Origin of the sequence: Neoroseomonas eburnea, from assembly GCF_018129005.1 — a bacterium.
In the GTDB taxonomy this organism is placed as follows: domain Bacteria; phylum Pseudomonadota; class Alphaproteobacteria; order Acetobacterales; family Acetobacteraceae; genus Neoroseomonas; species Neoroseomonas eburnea.
Genome location: NZ_JAAEDL010000013.1, coordinates 116,480 through 135,677 on the forward strand (window position 1 = coordinate 116,480; position 19,198 = coordinate 135,677).

Genomic DNA, 19,198 nt, shown 5'->3' on the forward strand with positions numbered 1-19,198 from the left:
CCCAAATCCAACTTCTGAACCGATAGAGCACAACCTATACGTGTGGCGTACCGGTCGAAACGACCAAACCCCTCGATAGGGAGCTCATGATGGCCGATTTCGCGACCCTTCCCGGCGGCCTGCTGTTCGGAACGGACAGAGCCGACCTGGTTCATGCAGATGCCGACATTCCAGGCAGCTTCGACAACCTGATCATGACCTTCGGCGGCTCGGACACGATCCACGCCGGGCAGGGTGACGACATCGTCTTCGCCGGCGGAAGCGGCGGCGGTGACGACGACCGCGGTCGCGGACGTGGCCGCGACCGCGACGACGATGACCATGGCCGTGGCCGTGGCCGCGACGACGACCACGGCCATGGCGGCTCGCGTGGTGGCGATGATCATCACGGAGGGCCGGCGCTGCCGGCGCGTGGCGGTGACAGCGACTGGGTGTTCGGCGACGAGGGCAACGACATCCTCTTCGGCGGCAAGGGCGACGACGTGATGAGCGGCGGCGCCGACAACGACATCCTGTTCGGCGACGAGGGCAATGACGTGCTCTCCGGCGATGCCGGCGCCGACCTCATCTACGGCGGCAAGGGCAAGGACCTGCTCGTCGGCGGCGCTGGGGCGGACACGCTGCTCGGCGGCGCGGGCGCCGACACGCTGGCCGGCCAGGGCGGCGCCGACACCTTCTACTTCGAGAGCGGCTTCGGCCGCGACGTGGTGCTCGACTTCCGCCCCGGCGACGACGTGATCGCGATCCAGGCGAACATCAACGGCACCGGCATCAACAGTGCCGACGACCTCGCGGACCGCATCTCGAGCAGCGGCACCGGCGCGGTCATCGACCTCGGCGACGGCGACCAGATCAAGCTGGTCGGCGTGTCCAGCGAGGACCTGCTGAACAACCTGTCCAGCTACGTCAAGATCGTCTGAGGCCGCCCCTGAACGGCGAACTCGCCACGCGAAGCCTGCCGGCGGAGGCCACGCGCCCTCGCCGGCAGCATCTCTCGGCCGCACCGCGGATGCTGGTCTCGGCAGCAGGCCTGCTGGTGCTGGACCTGATGCTGCCGGGCGGCGTGCCCTCCGGCAGCGCCCGCCTGGCGCTGGGCGGCAGGGTCCTGCCGCCGCCCGGCGCGACGATGGTGCTGGACGCGGCGGAGGCGCCGCGCCTCGTTCATCTCGCCCGCCTTCCGGCCGGGGCGCAGTGCGGCGCCGCGGCGGAGCTCGGCTTCGATGCCGGTGAGGCGATCGCCTTCACGATGCCCGAGCCGCTGCCCGCGGCAGACTTTGCCTTCGGATTCGCGCCTCGGGAACGCCAGCGCCTGCTGCGCTTCCTCGTCGGCACCGGCGCATCGGCGATGCGCGCGGCGCCCGATCCGGATCTCGCCGCGCTCTGCCTCGCCCTCGCGGTGCCGTCCCGGGCCGCGACCCTGCTCGCGCGGCCTGAGGCCGGCCTGTTCTTCTGGCATGTCCCGACGGCACCGAAGGGAGCCTGGCGGCTGATCTCGCCTGCCGGCATCCGGGCCCTGCGCCCGCCGGTCGGCGACGTGCTCGTGACGGAGGGCGCGCCGCCGCCGGGCGCGGTGCTGCTGCCGCCCGCGCCGCTGTCCGCCCTGCGTTTCGCCGCCGCCGGCACCCCGGCGCCCCTGCGCGCCGCGCTGCGCGAGGCTCTGGCCGGCCGCGGAACTGCCGTCTCGCTGCCGGCGGCACTCGCAGCGCGGGCAGCCGAGCACCCGCGGTTGCGCGCATTGCTGCAACAGGAGGCGCTGCTGCGCCCCGCCCGCACGACGCGCATCGAGGATGCGGCGGGGCCACTCGGCGCGGCGCTCGAACTCGCCCTGTCCGACCATGGCGGTGGTGTCTTCCTCTGCGGCTGGCTGCGCGATCCGCTCGGCCTCGTCGAGCGCATGTCGCTGCTCGCTCCCGGTCTCGACATCGCCGTCCCGGCGGAGCGGCTGCACCGTGTCGCGCGGCCCGACCTCGCCGCGACCTTCGCGCGCGCGCCGCTCGGCGGGGCAGGGGATCGGCCGGGTTTCCTCGCTCATCTGGCGGGCATCGATCCGGTCGGCATGGCGCAGTGGCGCCTCGCGCTGCAACTGCGCGGCGGCGGCGCGGTCGAGGTGACGGCGCCGCCGGGACTCATGCCGCCGGCGGTCGCGCGGGACCTGGTGCTGCGCGCGGCGCATCCCTCCGCGGTGGAACCCGCGCTGCTCGACGCCTGCATCGCCCCGGCCGCGTCGCTGCTGCACGCAGCCGCTCTGCGCGAGGCGACCGGGTCGGTCGAGGAACTTGCCTACGGCACCGCCCCCGCGCGCCCGCGCGTGAGCCTCATCATCCCGCTCTACCGCAACCTGCGCTTCCTGCGCTTCCAGGTCGCCGCCTTCGCGCGCGACCCGCAGACGCACGGCACCGATCTGGTCTACGTGCTCGACAGCCCGGAGCAGCGGCACGAGGTCGATCACCTGCTGCGCGGCATGGCGACGATGCTCGGCCTGCCCATGCGCCTGCTGGTGATGCCGCGCAACGGCGGCTACGCGGCAGCCTGCAATGCGGGCGCCGCGGCGGCGCGCGCCCCCGCGCTGCTGTTCCTGAATTCCGACGTCCTGCCGGCGGGCGAGGGCTGGCTCGGCGCGATGCTCGGCCGCCTCGGGCGTGAGCGGCGGCTCGCCGCGGTCGGGCCGCGGCTGCTCTTCGACGACGGCTCGATCCAGCATGCCGGGCTGCTGTTCCGGCGCGGCCAGGACGAGGTCTGGCTGAACGACCACTACTGCAAGGGCTATCCGCGCCACCACGCGGAAGCCGCGCGCCCGCGGCGCGTGCCGGCGGTGACCGGCGCGGCGATGCTCGCCCGCCGTGCCGCCTTCGAGCGCGCCGGCGGATTCTGCACCGACTACATCGTCGGCGACTTCGAGGATTCCGATCTCTGCCTGCGCTTCCGTGCCGACGGCGGGGAGATCGCCTACGAGCCGGCGGCCGAGCTGTACCACTTCGAACGCCAGTCCATCGCGCTGCACGACGGGCATGCGCGCACCCTCGCAGGCGCGGTGAACCGGCGCCTGCATCACCGGCGTTGGGATGGCGCCATCGCCGCGCTGATGGCGCGCTTCACGGAGGCGTGAGGGCAATGCGCGTGCTCTTCCTCACGCACAACCATCCGCGCCTGCAGCCGGGCGGCACGGAGGCCTTCGCCCACGGCCTGTTCCGCGCGCTGCGCGACATGATCGGCGTGCAGGGTCTCTTCCTCGCCGGCACCACGGAGCTGCTGCGCGAAAGGCGGCCCGGCACGCTGCTGCAGGCGGCGGGGGCGGCGTCGGACGAGATGCTCGTCTCGCTCGACCATTTCGACCGCTTCTACCTGTCGCAGGGCGATGTGTACGGCCTCGCTTCCCTTGCGCCGATGATCGAGCGGCTGGCGCCGGATGTCGTGCACCTGCACCACCCGCTGCTCTGGGGCATGGAAGGCATCGACATGCTGCGCCGCGCGGCTCCGCGCGCGGCGATGGTGGCGACGCTGCACGACTATTTCTGCCTGTGCCCGCGGGAGGGCCAGTTGCTGACGGCGGATGGCCGGCTCTGCCATGGCCCGTCGCCGGATTCGTGCCGGCGTTGCCTGCCCGATCGGCACGGCAGCGACTTCACCCTGCGCGACCTCGGCATCCGCAGTTCCTTCGCCGCCTTCGACGCGCTGCTGGCGCCGAGCGAGTTCCTGCGCGGACGCTTCGCCGCCGCCGGCTGGGATGCCGCGCGCATCCGCGTCATGCGCAATGCCGTCGCGGCGGCCCAGCCGGCGCCGCCGCGCGCGTCACCCGATGGCCGGCGCGACCGCTTCGCCGTCTTCGGCAATGTCAACCGCTTCAAGGGCACGCTCGCCGCGCTCGTTGCCTCGGCGCGGCTGTCGCGGGAAGGCGTCGCGCATCGCCTCGACATCCATGGTGGCACCACCTGGACGTCCGAGGAGTTCCGCGCGGAGTTCGCCGCCGCGCTGGACGCCGCGCCCGAAGCCGCCCATCGCGGCGCCTACGCGCCCGAGGAGATGGCCACGCGCATGGCCGCCGCGGACTGGGTCGTGGTGCCCTCGATCTGGTGGGAGAACGCGCCCCTCGTCGTGCTGGAGGCCTTCCGCCACGGGCGCCCGGTGATCTGTGGCGATGTCGGCGGCATGGCCGAATCGGTGCGGGATGGCGTCGATGGACTGCACGCGCCCGTCGGCGATGCGGCGGGCCTCGCCGGCGTGCTGCGGCACGCGGCCGACACCCCCGGCCTGTGGGAACGCCTGCGCGCCGGCATCCGCCCGCCGCCCGACTTCGCGGCCGCCGCCGCGGCGCATCTCGAGCTCTACCGCGACCTCGTCTCGTCCCGAACCAGGAGGACGCCACATGCCATCCGATCTCGCATCCCCGCCGCCCCGTGCTGAGGCCGCACCCGCGCGTGGCGCCGAGCTGCGTGGGCTCGTCGACAATGCGGCGGCCGACAAGCTCTATGGCTGGGCGTGGAACGCCGCGGCGCCGCAGGAACGCGTGGCGATCGAGCTGCGCCTCGGCAGCGCGACCGTGTTCCGCACCGTCGCGGATTTCGCCCGCGCGGACCTCGCCAAGGCCGGCATCGGCGACGGTTCCCACGCCTTCGAGATCCCGCTCGAGCCGGAATGGGCGCAGCGGCGGTCGGATCTCGCCGTCGTCGCGCGCGCGGCCGACGGCACCGAGGTGCCTATGCCCATGCGCATCCCCCGCCCGCCCGCCGAGGAGCGGACCGAGGCGGCACCGCAACGGCTGCTGGAGGCCGTCGCCGCCGGCCAGCGGCGCCTGCATGAGGAACTCCGCGCCATCGCCGCCCGTGTCCCCGAGGCCGGGGAGCGTGCGGCGCTGGAGGCGCTGGAACGCGGGCAGCGCGACCTGACTGAACGGCTGGCGACGCTGACGCTCTGGCTGACACGTCTCGACGAGCGGCTGGCGGCGATCCCGGTCGCGCCGCCGCGTCCGCCGCGCCGCCGCGCCGGCGGCTGGACCTTCGCGCTGGTGGTGCTGCTCGCGGCGATCGGCGTCGCCGCGCTGGTCGCCTCGCGTGACCTCGGGGTGCACTGAGCATGGCCTCCGCGGCCATGGCCGGGCTGTCCGCCGAGCTGGCGCGCACCGCGCGCGCCTCGGCGCTGCTTGGCCTGGCCGGGGCCTTCGGGCCCTTCGCGCTGGTGATGCTGACGGTGCAGTTCTACTCGCTGGTGGTGCCGACCGGCAGCCTGTCCACCGCGGTTGGCCTCGGCGCCGGCTTCGCATTGGTGGCGGTGGCGGTGGTGGCGCTGACGCTGATCCGCGAGCGGTTGCTGCTGGCGAGCGCCGAGCGCCTGGTGCGCCGCCTGACCGCCCGCGCATTGCCGGCGGCGACGGCGCGCGCCGCGGTGCCCGCCGCGGCGGCCGACCAGGCGTTGCGCGACATCGACGCGGTGCGGCGCGGCGTCGTCGGGCCGCTTTCGGCCATCGCGCTGGATGCCGTGCTGGTGCCGGCGGTGCTGATCCTGCTCGCCATCTTCCACTGGGCCTTCGCGCTCTTCGCCGTCGCCGCCGCCGTGGTGGCGCTGCTGCTCGGCCTTTCGGCGGAGCGCGCGACGCGCGAGGCGCTGGTCGAGGCGAACGACGCGTCGGCGCGCGGAGCGCGCCTGGTCGCCGACGCGGCGCGCGCGGCCGAGGCGGTGGAGGCGATGGGCATGCTGCCCGCGCTGGTCGGCCGCTGGGCCCGGATGCTGGCGCGCGGCGCCGGCGGGCTGCGGCGCGCGCAGGGCACGGCGCGCATGGCGCAGGCGGCGACGGCCACGCTGTTCGGCGTGGCGCAGGGCGGCGCGGTCGCGGTCGGCGTGCTGGTGATCATCGAGAGCGGCAGTTCCGTGGGCTACGGCATCCTCGCCGGCCTGCTGCTGACGGCGCGGGTGATGGAACCCTTCTCCCGCATCGGCAGCCAGTTCGAGGACGCGGCCGCCGCGCGCGCCGCCTGGCGCCGGCTGGACCGCCTCCTGGCCGCGGATGAGGCGGCACCGGCGCCGGCCACCCGCGCCTTCCCCTGCCCGGAAGGGCGGCTGGTGGTGGAGCACATCACGCTCGTCTTTCCCGGCGCGGCGCGACCGCTCCTGCGCGACGTCAACCTGGTGGTGGGGCCGGGCGACGTGGTCGGTCTCGCCGGCCCGCCGGGTTGCGGCAAGTCGACCCTGCTGCGCGTGCTGCTCGGCCTCCAGGGCAGCAATGCGGGCGAGGTCTTCCTCGACGGCCACGCCACGGCGCAGTGGGACCGCACGGACCTCGCGCGGCACATCGGCTACCTGCCGCAGGAGCCGGTGCTCGCCGAGGGCACGGTGGCGGAAGCGATCGCGCGGCTCGAGGACGCGCCGGACATGGAGGCGGTGATGGAAGCCGCCCGCCTGGCCGGGGCGCTGCGCATGGTCGCCGGGCTGCCGCAGGGCTTTTCGACGCGGATCGGCGGGCGCGCCGTGCTCTCCATGGGGCAGCGGCAGCGCATCGCGCTGGCGCGTGCGGTCTATGGCACCCCCCGCCTCGTCCTGCTGGATGAACCCGCGGCCTTTCTTGACGCGGAGGGGGAGGTTGCGGTCGCGGCGATGATCGCGGCCCTCGCCGCGGCAGGGAAGGCCGTGGTCTTCACCTCCCACCGCGAGGGGCTGCTGCGCGCCGCGGGCCGGGTGATGACGCTGCGCGACGGTGCGCTCGCGGAGGTCGGCGAGCGTCGCCGCCTGCTCGCCGCACCTGCCGCGCGGCGCGCATTGCCGCAGCCGCCGCGCCGCATCGCGGCGCCGGAGGCGACGTGAGCGGCGTGCTCTCCCTCCCGGCGCCGGCGACCGCCCCGCGCGGCGCGACGGCCGGCACGGTGCTGCCGGTCCTGCTGGTCTGCATCCTGCTGTCCATGGCGGTGCAGGCGACCATGCTGACGACGCCGCTGCTCACCATGCATGTCTTCGACGGCGTGCTGGAAAGCCGCAGCCTCGACACGCTCTGGGTGCTGGCCCTGGCCTTCCTGGCAGTGCTGATGCTCGGCGGCGCGCTGCGCCACATGCGGGCGGCGCTGCTGGCGGCGATGGCCGAGCGTGTCGGCCGGCGGCTCGAACTGCGCGCGCTGGCCGCGACGGTGCGCGTGAGCCTCGCGGGCGATCGCGTGGCAGCGGCGCGGGCGCTGCAGGATGTCGCGGCGCTGCGGCGGCTGCTCGGCGGAACGGTTCCGGCGGATGTGCTGGATCTGCTCTCCATCCCGCTGGCGCTCGGCTTCCTGTGGATGCTGCATCCGCTGTTCTTCGCCGTGACCTTCGCGGCTGCGCTGGCGCAGGCGGTGATCGGCGTGCTGGCGGACCGCACGGCGCGCGGCACGCTCGCCGCCGCCATGCTCGCCGAAGGGCAGGGGCGGCGGGAACTGATCGGGCGGCTGGGGCAGCGCGACCTGGTGCTCGGCCTCGGCCTGCTGCCGGCGGTGCTGGCCCGCTTCGCGCCGGTGCAGGCGCGCGCCATCGCCGGGCGGGGGGATGCCGAACGGCAGGCCCGCGCGCTGGCGGGCCTGCTCCAGCTTGCCGGCTTCGCGCAGCAGATCGCGGTCGTCGGCACCGGCGTCTGGCTGCTGCTCGACCACCGCATCTCGCCCGGTTCGATGATCGCCGCGACGTCGATGGTGAACCTCGCGACGCAGCCGGTGATGCACCTGGTCGGGCATTGGCGCGACTGGAGCGAGGGCATGGCCGCGGCCCGCCGCCTTTCCGGCGTCGTTCGCCGCGGCGCGCCGCCGGCACCGGTGCCGCCGGAAGTCTCCGCGCCGTCCGGATTGCTCATCGAGGACCTGACGCTGCGCGTGCCGGGTGCTGCACGGTCACTGCTGGAGGGGATGTCGCTGTCGCTCCCGCCGGGGAACGCGGTCGTCATCGCGGGGCCGAACGGCGCGGGCAAGACCACGCTGCTGCGCGCCATCCTGGGACTGGCCGAGCCCGAGGGCGGGCGGGTGCTGCTCGACGGGTGGGACACGCTGCGCGCGCCGCGCGGGGAGATCGGGCCGCGGCTCGGCTACCTGCCGCAGGATGCGCAGCTTCTCGAAGGCAGCGTGATGGAGAATATCGGCCGCTTCGGCACCGATGGCGCCGCCGGCGCCGTCGCGGCCGCGCGGATGGTCGGCGCGCATGACGCGATCGGGCGGCTGCCGCGCGGCTACGAGAACGCTGCCGGTCCGGATGCCGGTCTGTCGGGCGGCCAGGCGCGGCTGGTGGCCCTCGCCCGCGCCTTCCACGGCGCGCCGCGGCTGATCGTGCTGGACGAACCCGAGGCCGGGCTCGACGCGCCCGCGCGCGCCGGGCTGCGCAACGCCGTCGCCGCCGCGCGCGACGGAGGCGCGGTGGTGCTGCTCGTCTCCCACGCCCCGTCGGCCTGGCAGGAGGTGGCGGACGGCGTGCTGACGCTCAAGGGCGACGGGTCCTGGTCATTGGAGATGGATGCATGAGCGCCGCGGCAGATGCCTTGGAAGCGGCCTTCGATGCGGCGGTGCCGCCGCCGCGCATCGGGCGCCTCGTGCTCGCGGCGCTGCTGGTGCTGGTCGCCGGCGCCGGCGGGCTGCTCGGCTGGGCAGCGATCACGCCGGTGGAACGCGCGGTGATCGGGCAGGGCAGCCTCGTCGCCGAGGGGCGGCGCAAGACGGTGATGCTGCTCGAAGCCGGCATCCTGCGCACGCTGCTGGTGCGGGAAGGGGAGCGCGTCGCCGAAGGCCAGGCGCTGCTGCAACTGGATACGACGCAGGCCGATGCTGCCGCGTCGCAGGCGCGGGCACTGTTCTGGGCGCAGGCGGTGCGCGCGGCGCGGCTGACCGCCGAACAGCAGGACAGCCGCCAGATGGTGCTGCCGGAGGGTGCCGGCGCCGCCGGGCGCGCCGACCCGGCGATCGCCTCCCTGATCGAGGCCGAGGGCCGGCTCTTCGCCGCACGCTGGGAAGCCTATGAGGGGGCCATCGGCGTCAGCCGCACCCGCATCGCGCAGCAGCAGGAACAGATGGCGGCCCATGCCGCGCAGCGGGAGGCGACGGCGACGCGGCTCGCGGCGATCCGCGAGGAGCTGGCCGGCGTGACGCAACTCGTGCAGCGTGGTTTCGCCACGCGCACGCGCCAGTGGGAATTGCAACGCACCGAGGCGGAACTCGCCGGCAACCTCGGCCAGTACCAGGCGCAGGAAGCCCAGTCGCGCGAGGCGATCGCCCAGGCCGAGCTCGAGATGGCCAATACCCGGCTCAACCGCCAGCAGGAGGTGGCGCGCGAACTGCAGGACGCCCGCGCCCAGCGGGCCGATGCCGAGCAGCGCCTGCGCGGCGCGCAGGACGTGCTCGCGCGCCGCGCGGTGGCCGCGCCCGAGGCCGGCGTGGTCACCGAGATCCGCTTCTTCACCCCCGGCAGCAGCATCGGCGCCGGGCAGCCGGTGCTCGACCTGGTGCCGCTCGACGACCGCCTGGTGGCCGAGGTCCGGCTGGCGCTCACCGATGTGGAGAACGTCGCGGTCGGCCAGCCCGCGCGGCTGCGGCTCGCTGCCTTCCGCACGCGGGAGGTGCCGCTGATGGACACCACGGTGACCTACGTCTCGGCGGACCGGCAGACCGATGCGCAGGGCAATTCCTACTTCCTCGCCCGCCTGGCGATCGACCCGGATGCGGCGGCGAGCCTGCCCCCCGGCGCGTCGCTCGCGCCGGGCATGCCGGTCGAGGCCTTCGTCCTCGGCGAGCGCCGCACGGCGCTCGACTACGTGCTGCGACCGATCACCGACGCGCTGCGGCGCTCGCTGAGGGACTGAGCCATGTCTGAAGCCCCCGGATACCAAGAGGCCCCTCACATGACCGACTTCTTCGCCCTGCTCGAGAAGCGCCGCGTCGAGGCAGGGCCGCCGCCGCCCGCACCGCCCCGCCACGATGCCGGGCCGGCGCCGCTTTCGGGCGAGGCGCTGCGCGCGGCCTACATGGCGAGCCTGGCGCGGACGGGACTGTTCGACGCGGATTTCTACCTCGCCACCTATCCCGACATCGCGGCCGCCGGCATCGAGCCCTTCGAGCACTTCTACGACCACGGCTATCGCGAGGGCCGCCGGCCCAACCCGTACTTCGATCCGCTCTGGTATCTCGGGCAGCATCCGGATGTGGTGGCGGGCGGGCTCAATCCGCTGCTGCACTACGCGCTGCACGGCGATGCGGAGGGACGGAAGCCCGGGCCGCTCTTCGATCCCGGCTGGTATCGCACACGCTATTCGCTGCCGGCGGGGGAACTCGCGCTGGCGCATTGGCTCAGGCATCGCGCGAGCGGCCGCTACAGCCCGATGCCGGAATTCGACGTTGACTACTACCTCGGGCGCAACCCGGACGTGGCGGCGGCCGGTGTCGATCCTTTCGAGCACTTCTGGTGCCAGGGCTACAAGGAAGGGCGCAATCCGTCCGCGGAATTCGACGTGCGCTTCTACGCGCAACGCTACCTGCGCGGCGATCTCTCGGAGAACCCCTTCGCGCATTGGCTCGCGCACCGGAATGAGGCCGGCGTGTACGGGCGCATGCCGGACGACGAGGCGACGGTGCCGCGCGAGGTGCGTCGCTTCACCAGGCCCGGCCCGGATTTCGAGGAGTTCCGCCCGCTGCCCGCCGATGCGCCGCGGCGGGTGAAGCTGCTCGCCTACTACCTGCCGCAGTTCCACGCCTTCGAGCAGAACGACGCCTGGTGGGGCAGGGGCTTCACCGAATGGACCAACGTCCCGCGCGGCCTGCCGCGGTTCAAGGGGCATTACCAGCCGCGCGTGCCGCGCGACCTCGGCTTCTACACGCTGCAAGGCGACGAGACCTTCCGCCGCCAGGTCGAGATGGCCAAGGCCGGCGGCGTCCACGGCTTCGTCTTCTACTGGTACTGGTTCAACGGCACGCGGCTGATGGAGAAGCCGGTCGAGCGCTTCCTCGCCGATCCGTCGATCGACATGCCCTTCTGCCTGATGTGGGCGAACGAGAACTGGACCCGCCGCTGGGACGGGGCGGAGAGCGAGGTGCTGATCTCGCAGGACTACCGCCCCGACGACGACGAGCGGATGGTCGCCGAATTCGCACGCCACTTCCGCGATGCCCGCTACATCCGCGTCGGAGGCCGTCCGGTGCTGATGGTCTATCGCCCGGCGCTGATCCCCGAGACCAAGGCCACCATCGCCCGCTGGCGCCACCTGTTCCGCGAGCAGCATGGCGAGGACCCGCTGCTGGTCATGGCGCAGGGCTTCGGCGACACCGACCCACGGCCCTACGGGCTCGACGGCGCCATCGAGTTCCCGCCGCACAAGCTGACGCAAGACCTGCAGCCGATCGCGACCGGGCTCGACATCCTCGACCCGGACTTCACCGGCAAGGTGCACCAGTATGAAAGCGTGGTGCGCGTCTCCCTCGAGGAACCGGCGCCGCCCTATCCGCTGATCCGCACCGCCGTGCCGTCCTGGGACAACGACGCGCGGCGGCAGGGCAACGGCCTCGTCATCACCGGCAGCACGCCGGCGAAGTACGAGGCCTGGCTCGCCGCGCTGATCGAGCACGCCGCGCAGCATCCCTTCCACGGCGAATCCATCGTCTGCGTGAATGCCTGGAACGAGTGGTGCGAGGGCGCCTATCTCGAGCCCGACCTGCATTTCGGCAGCGCCTACCTGAACGCGACGGGCCGTGCCGTCTCGGGGGCGACGCGGCGCGGACAGGACACGCCGCCGCGCCTGCTGCTGGTGGGCCATGACGCCTTCCCGGGCGGCGCGCAGCAATTGCTGCTGTCGATCGGCACCACGCTGCGCCGCGCCTTCGGCGTCGAGATCGAGTTCCTGCTGCTCGGCGGCGGTGCCATGGAGGCGGCCTATCGCCGTGTCGCGCCGACCACCGTGGTGGCGGGGGAGGCGGCACTCGCCGCCCGCGCCGGCGCGCTGGCGGCGCGCGGCTTCGGCCATGCCATCGTCAACACCACGGCGGCCGGGCATGCGGTCGCGGCGCTGAAATCGGCGGGCGTCAGTTCCGTGCTCCTGGTACACGAACTCCCTCGGTTGATCCGGGAGAAGCACCTGGCCGATCCCGCGCGCGCCGGCATCGCCGCGGCGCGGCGCGTGGTCTTCCCGGCGCCCTTCGTCCGGGACGAGGTGCTCGGCCTGCTCGGCCTGCCGGAGGACGAGCGCGTCCTGCTGCGGCATCAGGGGATCTACAAGAACCTCGCCGCCGCACCGGGCGCGGAGGCGGCGATCCGCGCCGAACTCGGCATGGCGCCGGAGGACCGGCTCGTCCTCGGCATGGGCTATGCCGACATGCGCAAGGGCTTCGACCTCTTTCTCCAGCTCTGGCGCCTGCTGCGCTGGCGCGGGCGGCGGCGGGTGCATCTCTGCTGGCTCGGCGCCATGGATCCGGGCATGCAGGGCTGGCTCGCCGAGGAGATCGCCGCGGCCAGGGCGACCGGCACCTTCCATATGCCGGGGCACCGGGAGGATGTCGGCGCCTTCCTGCGCGCGGCGGACGCCTATGCGCTGACCTCGCGGGAGGACCCGTTCCCCTCCGTCGCCCTGGAGGCGCTGGCGAGCGGTGTCGGCGTCGTCGCCTTCGAGCGCAGCGGCGGCGTGCCGGATCTGCTGTCCGAGACCGGGGTGGGCGCCGTGGTGCCCTATGGCGACGTGACGGCGATGGCCGAGGCTCTCGCCACCATGGTGCGGGGAGAGCGCGACGATCCCGGGCATCGGCGCGACGCCGCGACCCGCCAGCGCCTGGCCGCCTCGCGCTTCGGTTGGCGGCCCTATGTGCGGGACCTGCTGCATCTCGCGGTGCCGGACCTGCCTTCGGTCTCCGTCGCGGTGCCGAACTACAACTATGCGCGCTTCATGCCGGAACGGCTGGGCTCCGTCTTCCGTCAGAGCCTGCCGGTGCGGGAGGTGATCGTCCTCGACGACTGCTCGACGGATGACAGCCTGCAGGTCATCCCAGCGGTCGCCGCGCGGCACGGCCGTGACACCAGGTTCGAGCCGAACACGGTCAATTCCGGCTCGGTCTTCGCGCAGTGGCGCAAGGCCGCGAGCCTCGCGCAGGGCGAATTCCTCTGGATCGCGGAAGCGGACGACCTCTCCGACCCCGACTTCCTGCTGCGCGCGGTGTCGCAGCTGAAGTCGGACCCGGCGATCCGCTTCGCCTTCACCGACAGCAGCACCATCCATGCCGACGGCACGCCGATGTGGCCGGACTACAAGCAGTACTACGCGACGCTGGAGCCCGGCGCGCTGGCGCGGTCCGAGGTGTTCGAGGCAGCGGACTTCGTCCGCCGCTTCCTCGCGGTGAAGAACCTGATCCTCAACGTCAGCGCCGTGGTCTGGCGACGCGGCGCCCTGCTGGAGGCGCTGGAACAATGCGGGGATGCGCTCGCCGGCTTCCGCATGGCGGGCGACTGGCGGCTGTACCTGCAGGCGCTCGCGGCCCCTGGTGCGCGCGTCGCCTATGAGGCGGCGCCGCTCAATGTCCACCGCCGCCATGCGCAGAGCGTGACGCATGCGCTCGATGCCGGGCGGCATGTCGAGGAGATCGCCCGCTGCCACGCCTTCGCGCGCGAGGCCTTCGCCGAGGCCGCGCGCGCCGCGGCGGCGCAGCAATCCTATCTGGCGGAGGTCGCGGCCCAGCTCGGGCTGGCGCCGGCTTCCCCCGCCGGCAAGCGGCGGCGCACGCGCCGCAGCAAGAGCCGCGCGGTCTGACGCGGCCATCACCATCAACACCCACCGCCAACCCAGGAGCCACGACCATGTACATCCCGCCCTATGACGCCGTCCTCCGCAGCATCGGCACCTCCCGCGAGGAGCTGAAGGGCGAGCAGGCCGTGACGGTGCCGCTGAGCCTCTTCCGCTTCCTGCTGCAGATCGCGGTCGCCAACGGCGACTTCAACGAGGCCGGATACCTTGCCGCCAACCCCGACGTCGCCACGGCGGTGAAGTCCGGCGCGATCGAGAATGCGCGCCTGCACTACATCGGCTTCGGCTACTTTGAAGGCCGCCAGGGCGGCACGCCGGATGTCGACGAGCGCTGGTACCTCCGCTCCTACCCCGACGTGGAAGCGGCGGTGAAGGCGGGCAAGCTCGCCTCCGGCCGCGAGCATTTCAGCATGATCGGCGCGGCCGAGTGGCGCAGCCCGAGCCCCCGCTACGAGGCCGATACGCAGCAGTGGAAGCGTGCACTCGAGGCCGCCTGACACGGCGAGCCGGCCGGGGCGGCATCGCACGCCCCGGCCATCGCCGCCCCGCAGCACGACGCGAACCGGGAGGAAGACCCCATGACCCATCCTGACATGCCGGCGCTGTTCCGCATCTCGGCGCCCGGCAAGCGCGTCTGCTTCTGGGGGGCGCCGGCGCATGTCCCGCCCTTCCGCAGCCTGGCCGAGGGGCTGGAGGCGACCGGCGCGAATACCGGCAACCTCTTCATCGGCCACGGCCTGTTCCACGGCACCGACTGCGCGCACAAGGCCTTCCACCCGGGCTTCGGCGCCATCCCGGCGGAACGGCTGCACGAGCATTTCGACATGCTCTTCGTGCCGGCCTCCAATTTCGTGGGCAATGGCGTCGATCTCACCGCCCATGCGGAGTATTTCGCGCGGACGAAGCTGCCGATCTTCTGCTTCGGCCTCGGCTCGCAGCTGCGGCCGGGGGAGGCGCCCGCGCTCAAGCCCGGCACGGAGGCGTTCCTGCGCCTGATGGCCGAACGCGGCGGCTCGATCGGCGTGCGCGGCGCCTTCACGGCGGAAGTGCTGTGGGACATGGGCATCCGCAACACCAGCATCGTCGGCTGCCCCTCCTTGCTCGGACTGCGGACGACGACGCTCGAGCGGCTCGCCGCCGCCACGCCGTCGCGCGGGCGGATGGCGGTCAATTTCTCGAACAACGTGCGGCGCCATGCGCTGCACCCGGAGGCGATGCGCGCCTGCGAGAACGCCCTGCTCCAGCGCCTGCTGGGCGAGAACGCCTACTACGTGCTGCAGAACGAGCAGCCCGAGATGGAGTTCCTCGCGGCGATGGCCGAAGGCCGGGCGGACCGCGCCTCCGCCGCCGCACGCAGCATCGCCGAACTGTTCGACGTCTCCGCGACGCGCGAGGATTTCCGCAGCTTCGTCGAGCGCCGCATCCGCGTCTTCTTCTCGGTCGAGGACTGGGTCGGCTGCATGGCGACGATGGACGTCTCGATCGGCTCGCGCTTCCATGGCAATGTCGCCGCGCTGCTGGCCGGGACGCCGGCGCTGTTCCTGGTGCACGACATGCGCACCCGGGAACTCTGCGAGCTGCTGCGCGTGCCGCATGTGATGCTCGACCGCCCCCTGCCGGCGGAGGAGATCCTCGAGCGCGCCGCGGAGGTGGACTACGGGCCGTTCCTGGCGCAGTTCCGCCGGCTCGGCATCGAGTGGCGGCTCTTCCTCGAACGCAACGGGCTCGGCCTCGGCTTCCACCAGATGGAGGTTCCGCAGCAGGTCGCGGCGTGACCTCCATTCTGCGCCGCAGGGCGCTGCTGACCGGGGCGGCGGCGGGGCTCCTGGCACCGCGCGCGACCCGCGCGGCGGCGGAAGTGCCGGTCGGCGCGATCCGCTGGGATGCCTGGCAGGTGCCGGGCAGCGCCGAGACGCGCGCCGTGGAGCGCAGCCTTTCGCCGCCCGAGTACCGTGCGCGGCTGCCCTTCTTCGCGGAACTCGCCCCCGACGGCACGCCACACATCGATGGCGGAAGGCAGGAGGTGATGGACCGCGAGATCGCCCTCGCGCGCCGCGCCGGCCTCGGCTTCTTCGCCTTCGTCGCCTATCCGGAAGGCAGCGCGATGGGACGGGGGCTCGACCTCTTCCTCGCGAGCCGGGCGCGTGAGGGCTTCCGCTTCTGCCTGGTCTGCGAGTTGCGGAACTGGGGCACGGCGGAGCGGCCCGCGGCCATCCTCCGCCGCCACGCCGCGCTGATGCGCCACCCGGACCATCTGCGCCTCGGCGGGCGGCCGGTCTATTTCCTCGGCTTCATCACGCCTGAACTGGTCGAGCAGCGCTGGGGCGGGATCGACGGGCTTGCGGCGCAGGTCCGCAGCTTCCGGGCCGGGGCGCGGGAGGAAGCGGGGGCCGATCCCCTGCTGGTGCTGATGGTGCGCCGTTCGCTCGCGGGCCTGGCGCGACGCCTCGGCGCGGATGCGCTCGGCGCCTACACCCATGCGGATGGCGAGGCGCGCGGTGCGTCCTACGCCGCGCTCGCGGCGCTGGCGGAGGCGCGATGGCGGGAGCAGGCGGCGACCGGGTTGCGGGTCCTGCCGACCGCCATGGCGGGGTGGGACCGGCGGCCGCGCGTCGCCAACCCCGTGCCGTGGGAGGCCTGGCAGCGTCCCGGCGCGGGGCTGGACCGCCACTATCTGCCGGGCAGCGCGGAGGAGATCGCCGCCCATGTCGCGCGCTGCCGCGACTGGGCGGCGCGGAGCCCGGCCTCGGCCGGCGCCTGCCTCGTCTATGCGTGGAACGAGAATGACGAGGGCGGCTGGCTGGTGCCGACCCTGCCCTTCGACGATGCGCGTATCGAGGCGCTGGCCCGCCGCCTGTCGAGAGGAACTCCATAGGCCCGGAAACCCGGCGATTCGGGGGGCTCGTGCGCCTCGCGGGCAGGGGGCAGGTTGCGGCGGGGCTACGGCGCCGCGGCACGGCAGGCGTGCCGGAATGCCGTGGCCATCCCCGGGTCACGGCCGCCGCGCGGATTCGCGACGCTCCGAGGCGCGTGCAGCCGGATCGGCTCCCCGTCATCGGGCTGTCATTGCTGCCGGGGTATCTTCGTAGGATCGGCGTGCCGGTCATCCTTGCATGCCGCCCGGACCTGGAAAGCCACTCCGGCGGGCAGTGGCTTCGGCACGGGACCGGGCTGTGCAAGGCTTCAGGGACACGCCGCCGCAAATGCTGCGAGAAGCGGAGCGGGCGGTGGCTTCCGTGGTCCTGCCCAGGGCAGTATGTTTCCCGACCGTGCAGATCGGGCGGGACGGAGGCGAAGCCAGTGAACTACGACCAGACCAACCGCATCCTCGCGATCAACACGAAGCTCGGGACGGACAAGGCCGTCCTCACCGAACTCGAGGGTGACGACGCGATCTCGAAGCCCTTCCTGTTCAGGATCAAGTTCGCGACCGAGGAGCCGGCCGACAAGGTCAAGGCTCTGCTCGGCACCGAGGTGACGCTGTGGTTCGGCCGCCCGGGCGATACCGAAGGCGGCCCGACCGGGCTCGAACGTCGTCCGCTGCATGGCCATTTCAGCCGCCTCACGCGCGGCTTCGCGCAGCGCGGCGACGCCACGGAGTGGCGGGCGGAGGTCGTGCCGGCGCTGTGGTTCCTCTCGCGCACGAGCGATTGCCGCATCTTCCAGCAGAAATCCGTGCCGGACATCGTCAGCGAGGTGCTGCGGCTGCACGGCGTCACCAACTTTCAGATGAAGGTGACGGGGCAGCACGACCCGCTCGAATACTGCGTCCAGTACCGCGAGACGGCGCTCGACTTCATCTCCCGCCTGATGGAGCAGAGCGGCATCTTCTTCTGGCACGAGCACCAGATGAGCCGGCACACGCTGGTCATGGCCGATGCCAACGGCTCGACCTTCCAGGCGCCCTTTGCCATCGACCTGCCGGTCACCGGCCGTCAGGATTCGAGCGGAATCCGGCGGCTCGACGAGGAATTCGCCGTCCGCTCGGGCAAGTGGACGCTGCGCGACTTCAACTTCGAGACACCGACCAACAACCTCGAGGTGGAAGAACCGACGCAGATCAACGTCGAGCAGATGAAGTCGCGCGAGCGCTACGACTATCCCGGTCTCTACCCCGACAAGGGCCTCGGCAGGCAGGCCGCGCGGCTCGAGATCGAGCGCGAGGAGGCCTTCTACCAGCAGCGCCACGGCGAGAGCGGCATCGCCGGCTTCGACGCCGGCATGCGCGTGAAGATCGAGGGCATCGACGACCCCGAGGTGCTGATCACCGAGGTGCATCACCGCGCCGAGGACTACAGCCACTGGACCAGGCAGGCCTGGGGCCGCCGCGAGCCGGTCGAGCCTTCCTACGACAACACCTTCGTCTGCATCCCGAAGCGCGTGCCCTTCCGGCCCGAACGGGTGACTCCGAAGCCCTTCGTGCACGGGCCGCAGACGGCGATCGTCGTCGGCACGGCGGGCGAGGAGATCGACACCGACGAATATGGGCGTGTGAAGGTGCAGTTCCACTGGGACCGGCTGGGTCAGAAGAACGAGAAGTCGTCCTGCTGGATCCGCGTCTCCCAGGGCTGGGCGGGGCAGGGTTGGGGCCAGATCCACATCCCGCGCATCGGGCATGAGGTGATCGTCGACTTCCTGGAAGGCGACCCCGACCGGCCGATCATCACCGGCCGCGTCTACAATGCCGACAACCAGGTGCCCTACGGCCTGCCGGGGAACAAGACGCAGTCGGGCATCAAGACCAATTCCTCCAAGGGTGGCGGCGGATCGAACGAGTACCGCTTCGAGGACAAGAAGGGCTCGGAGCAGATCTACATCCACGCCGAGAAGGACTACGACACCGAGATCGAGAACAACGAGACGCGCAAGGTCGGCCTGAAGGGCACCGGCGACCGCACCACCACGATCAAGAACAACGAGACGCTCACCGTCGGCAACGACAAGAACACGACGGTCAACGGCCACTTCACCGAGCTCGTCCAGAAGACCGAGTTCCGCGCCGTGAACGGCGACGTGACCGAGACCTTCATGGCCAACGAGACGCGCACCATCGCCGGTTCGATGACGGAGACGATCGGCGGCAGCGTGGCGCAGACCATCGGCGCGTCCTTCGTCCAGACCGTCGGCGCCTCCGTCGCCCAGACCGTCGGGGCCTCGATCGCGCAGACCGCCGGCGTGTCCATCGCGGTCACGGCGGGCGCGTCCATCACGCTCACCGCGCCCTCGATCAAGCAGATCGGACCGAGCTGGTTCAAGACCGGCATCCAGACGGGCGACGCCTACGTGGTCAAGCTCAGCAACGCGGCGATGAAGACCGACGTCTCGGGCGTCTCGATCGGCATCGTCGCCGGGCTCAAGTTCGACGTCGCCGGCATCAAGATGGACAATTTCGGCCTGTCCATCAAAACCGGCGGCATCGAGATCAAGAACAAGGCGCTCGGCGTGCGCAGCAAGGCCTTCGAGACCAAGCGCGGCCTCAAGCTCTACTCCGCGTGA

General features: G+C 72.5%; 12 protein-coding genes. All 12 read left to right on the forward strand.

Going from position 1 to position 19,198, the window contains the following annotated elements; all coding sequences use genetic code 11:
* The first annotated feature begins 89 nt into the window (after positions 1–89).
* A complete protein-coding gene (locus GXW74_RS14580; protein WP_211847243.1) occupies positions 90–920 on the forward strand; it encodes a calcium-binding protein in 831 nt (276 codons plus the stop codon).
* Between the two features lie 89 nt (positions 921–1,009).
* Complete coding sequence (locus GXW74_RS14585) at positions 1,010–3,106, forward strand: glycosyltransferase (RefSeq protein ID WP_211847244.1); 2,097 nt, start codon at positions 1,010–1,012, stop codon at positions 3,104–3,106.
* A 5-nt stretch (positions 3,107–3,111) separates the two neighbouring features.
* Positions 3,112–4,401, forward strand: coding sequence for a glycosyltransferase family 4 protein (locus tag GXW74_RS14590; RefSeq protein WP_211847245.1), 1,290 nt, complete (start codon positions 3,112–3,114; stop codon positions 4,399–4,401).
* On the forward strand, positions 4,364–5,068 hold the full coding sequence (locus GXW74_RS14595; RefSeq protein ID WP_211847246.1) for a hypothetical protein: 705 nt from the start codon (positions 4,364–4,366) through the stop codon (positions 5,066–5,068). The genes GXW74_RS14590 and GXW74_RS14595 overlap by 38 nt, the downstream gene beginning before the upstream one ends.
* Before the next feature lie 2 nt (positions 5,069–5,070).
* The gene (locus GXW74_RS14600) at positions 5,071–6,792 is read left to right on the forward strand and encodes an ATP-binding cassette domain-containing protein (RefSeq protein WP_211847247.1); all 1,722 of its coding nucleotides are present in this window, start codon (positions 5,071–5,073) and stop codon (positions 6,790–6,792) included.
* Positions 6,789–8,456 (forward strand): ATP-binding cassette domain-containing protein, encoded by a 1,668-nt coding sequence (locus GXW74_RS14605; protein WP_211847248.1) that lies wholly within the window; start codon positions 6,789–6,791, stop codon positions 8,454–8,456. Before GXW74_RS14600 ends, GXW74_RS14605 begins: the two co-directional genes overlap by 4 nt.
* Complete coding sequence (locus GXW74_RS14610) at positions 8,453–9,787, forward strand: HlyD family type I secretion periplasmic adaptor subunit (RefSeq protein WP_211847249.1); 1,335 nt, start codon at positions 8,453–8,455, stop codon at positions 9,785–9,787. Before GXW74_RS14605 ends, GXW74_RS14610 begins: the two co-directional genes overlap by 4 nt.
* 39 nt (positions 9,788–9,826) lie before the next feature.
* A complete protein-coding gene (locus tag GXW74_RS14615; protein WP_246523357.1) occupies positions 9,827–13,708 on the forward strand; it encodes a glycoside hydrolase family 99-like domain-containing protein in 3,882 nt (1,293 codons plus the stop codon).
* Between the two features lie 47 nt (positions 13,709–13,755).
* On the forward strand, positions 13,756–14,199 hold the full coding sequence (locus GXW74_RS14620; protein WP_211847250.1) for a hypothetical protein: 444 nt from the start codon (positions 13,756–13,758) through the stop codon (positions 14,197–14,199).
* A gap of 81 nt (positions 14,200–14,280) precedes the next feature.
* Complete coding sequence (locus GXW74_RS14625; protein WP_211847251.1) at positions 14,281–15,477, forward strand: polysaccharide pyruvyl transferase family protein; 1,197 nt, start codon at positions 14,281–14,283, stop codon at positions 15,475–15,477.
* On the forward strand, positions 15,474–16,577 hold the full coding sequence (locus GXW74_RS14630) for a glycoside hydrolase family 71/99 protein (RefSeq protein WP_211847252.1): 1,104 nt from the start codon (positions 15,474–15,476) through the stop codon (positions 16,575–16,577). Before GXW74_RS14625 ends, GXW74_RS14630 begins: the two co-directional genes overlap by 4 nt.
* Positions 16,578–17,002: 425 nt before the next feature.
* Complete coding sequence (locus tag GXW74_RS14635; protein ID WP_211847253.1) at positions 17,003–19,198, forward strand: type VI secretion system Vgr family protein; 2,196 nt, start codon at positions 17,003–17,005, stop codon at positions 19,196–19,198.

What these genes read in the sequence shown, in the direction of transcription:
- GXW74_RS14595 (WP_211847246.1), top strand. Translation starts at nt 4,364, where the DNA reads ATGCCATCCGATCTCGCATCCCCGCCGCCCCGTGCTGAGGCCGCACCC.
- GXW74_RS14580 (WP_211847243.1), top strand. Translation starts at nt 90, where the DNA reads ATGGCCGATTTCGCGACCCTTCCCGGCGGCCTGCTGTTCGGAACGGAC.
- GXW74_RS14610 (WP_211847249.1), top strand. Translation starts at nt 8,453, where the DNA reads ATGAGCGCCGCGGCAGATGCCTTGGAAGCGGCCTTCGATGCGGCGGTG.
- GXW74_RS14600 (WP_211847247.1), top strand. Translation starts at nt 5,071, where the DNA reads ATGGCCTCCGCGGCCATGGCCGGGCTGTCCGCCGAGCTGGCGCGCACC.
- GXW74_RS14585 (WP_211847244.1), top strand. Translation starts at nt 1,010, where the DNA reads ATGCTGGTCTCGGCAGCAGGCCTGCTGGTGCTGGACCTGATGCTGCCG.
- GXW74_RS14620 (WP_211847250.1), top strand. Translation starts at nt 13,756, where the DNA reads ATGTACATCCCGCCCTATGACGCCGTCCTCCGCAGCATCGGCACCTCC.
- GXW74_RS14615 (WP_246523357.1), top strand. Translation starts at nt 9,827, where the DNA reads ATGACCGACTTCTTCGCCCTGCTCGAGAAGCGCCGCGTCGAGGCAGGG.
- GXW74_RS14625 (WP_211847251.1), top strand. Translation starts at nt 14,281, where the DNA reads ATGACCCATCCTGACATGCCGGCGCTGTTCCGCATCTCGGCGCCCGGC.
- GXW74_RS14590 (WP_211847245.1), top strand. Translation starts at nt 3,112, where the DNA reads ATGCGCGTGCTCTTCCTCACGCACAACCATCCGCGCCTGCAGCCGGGC.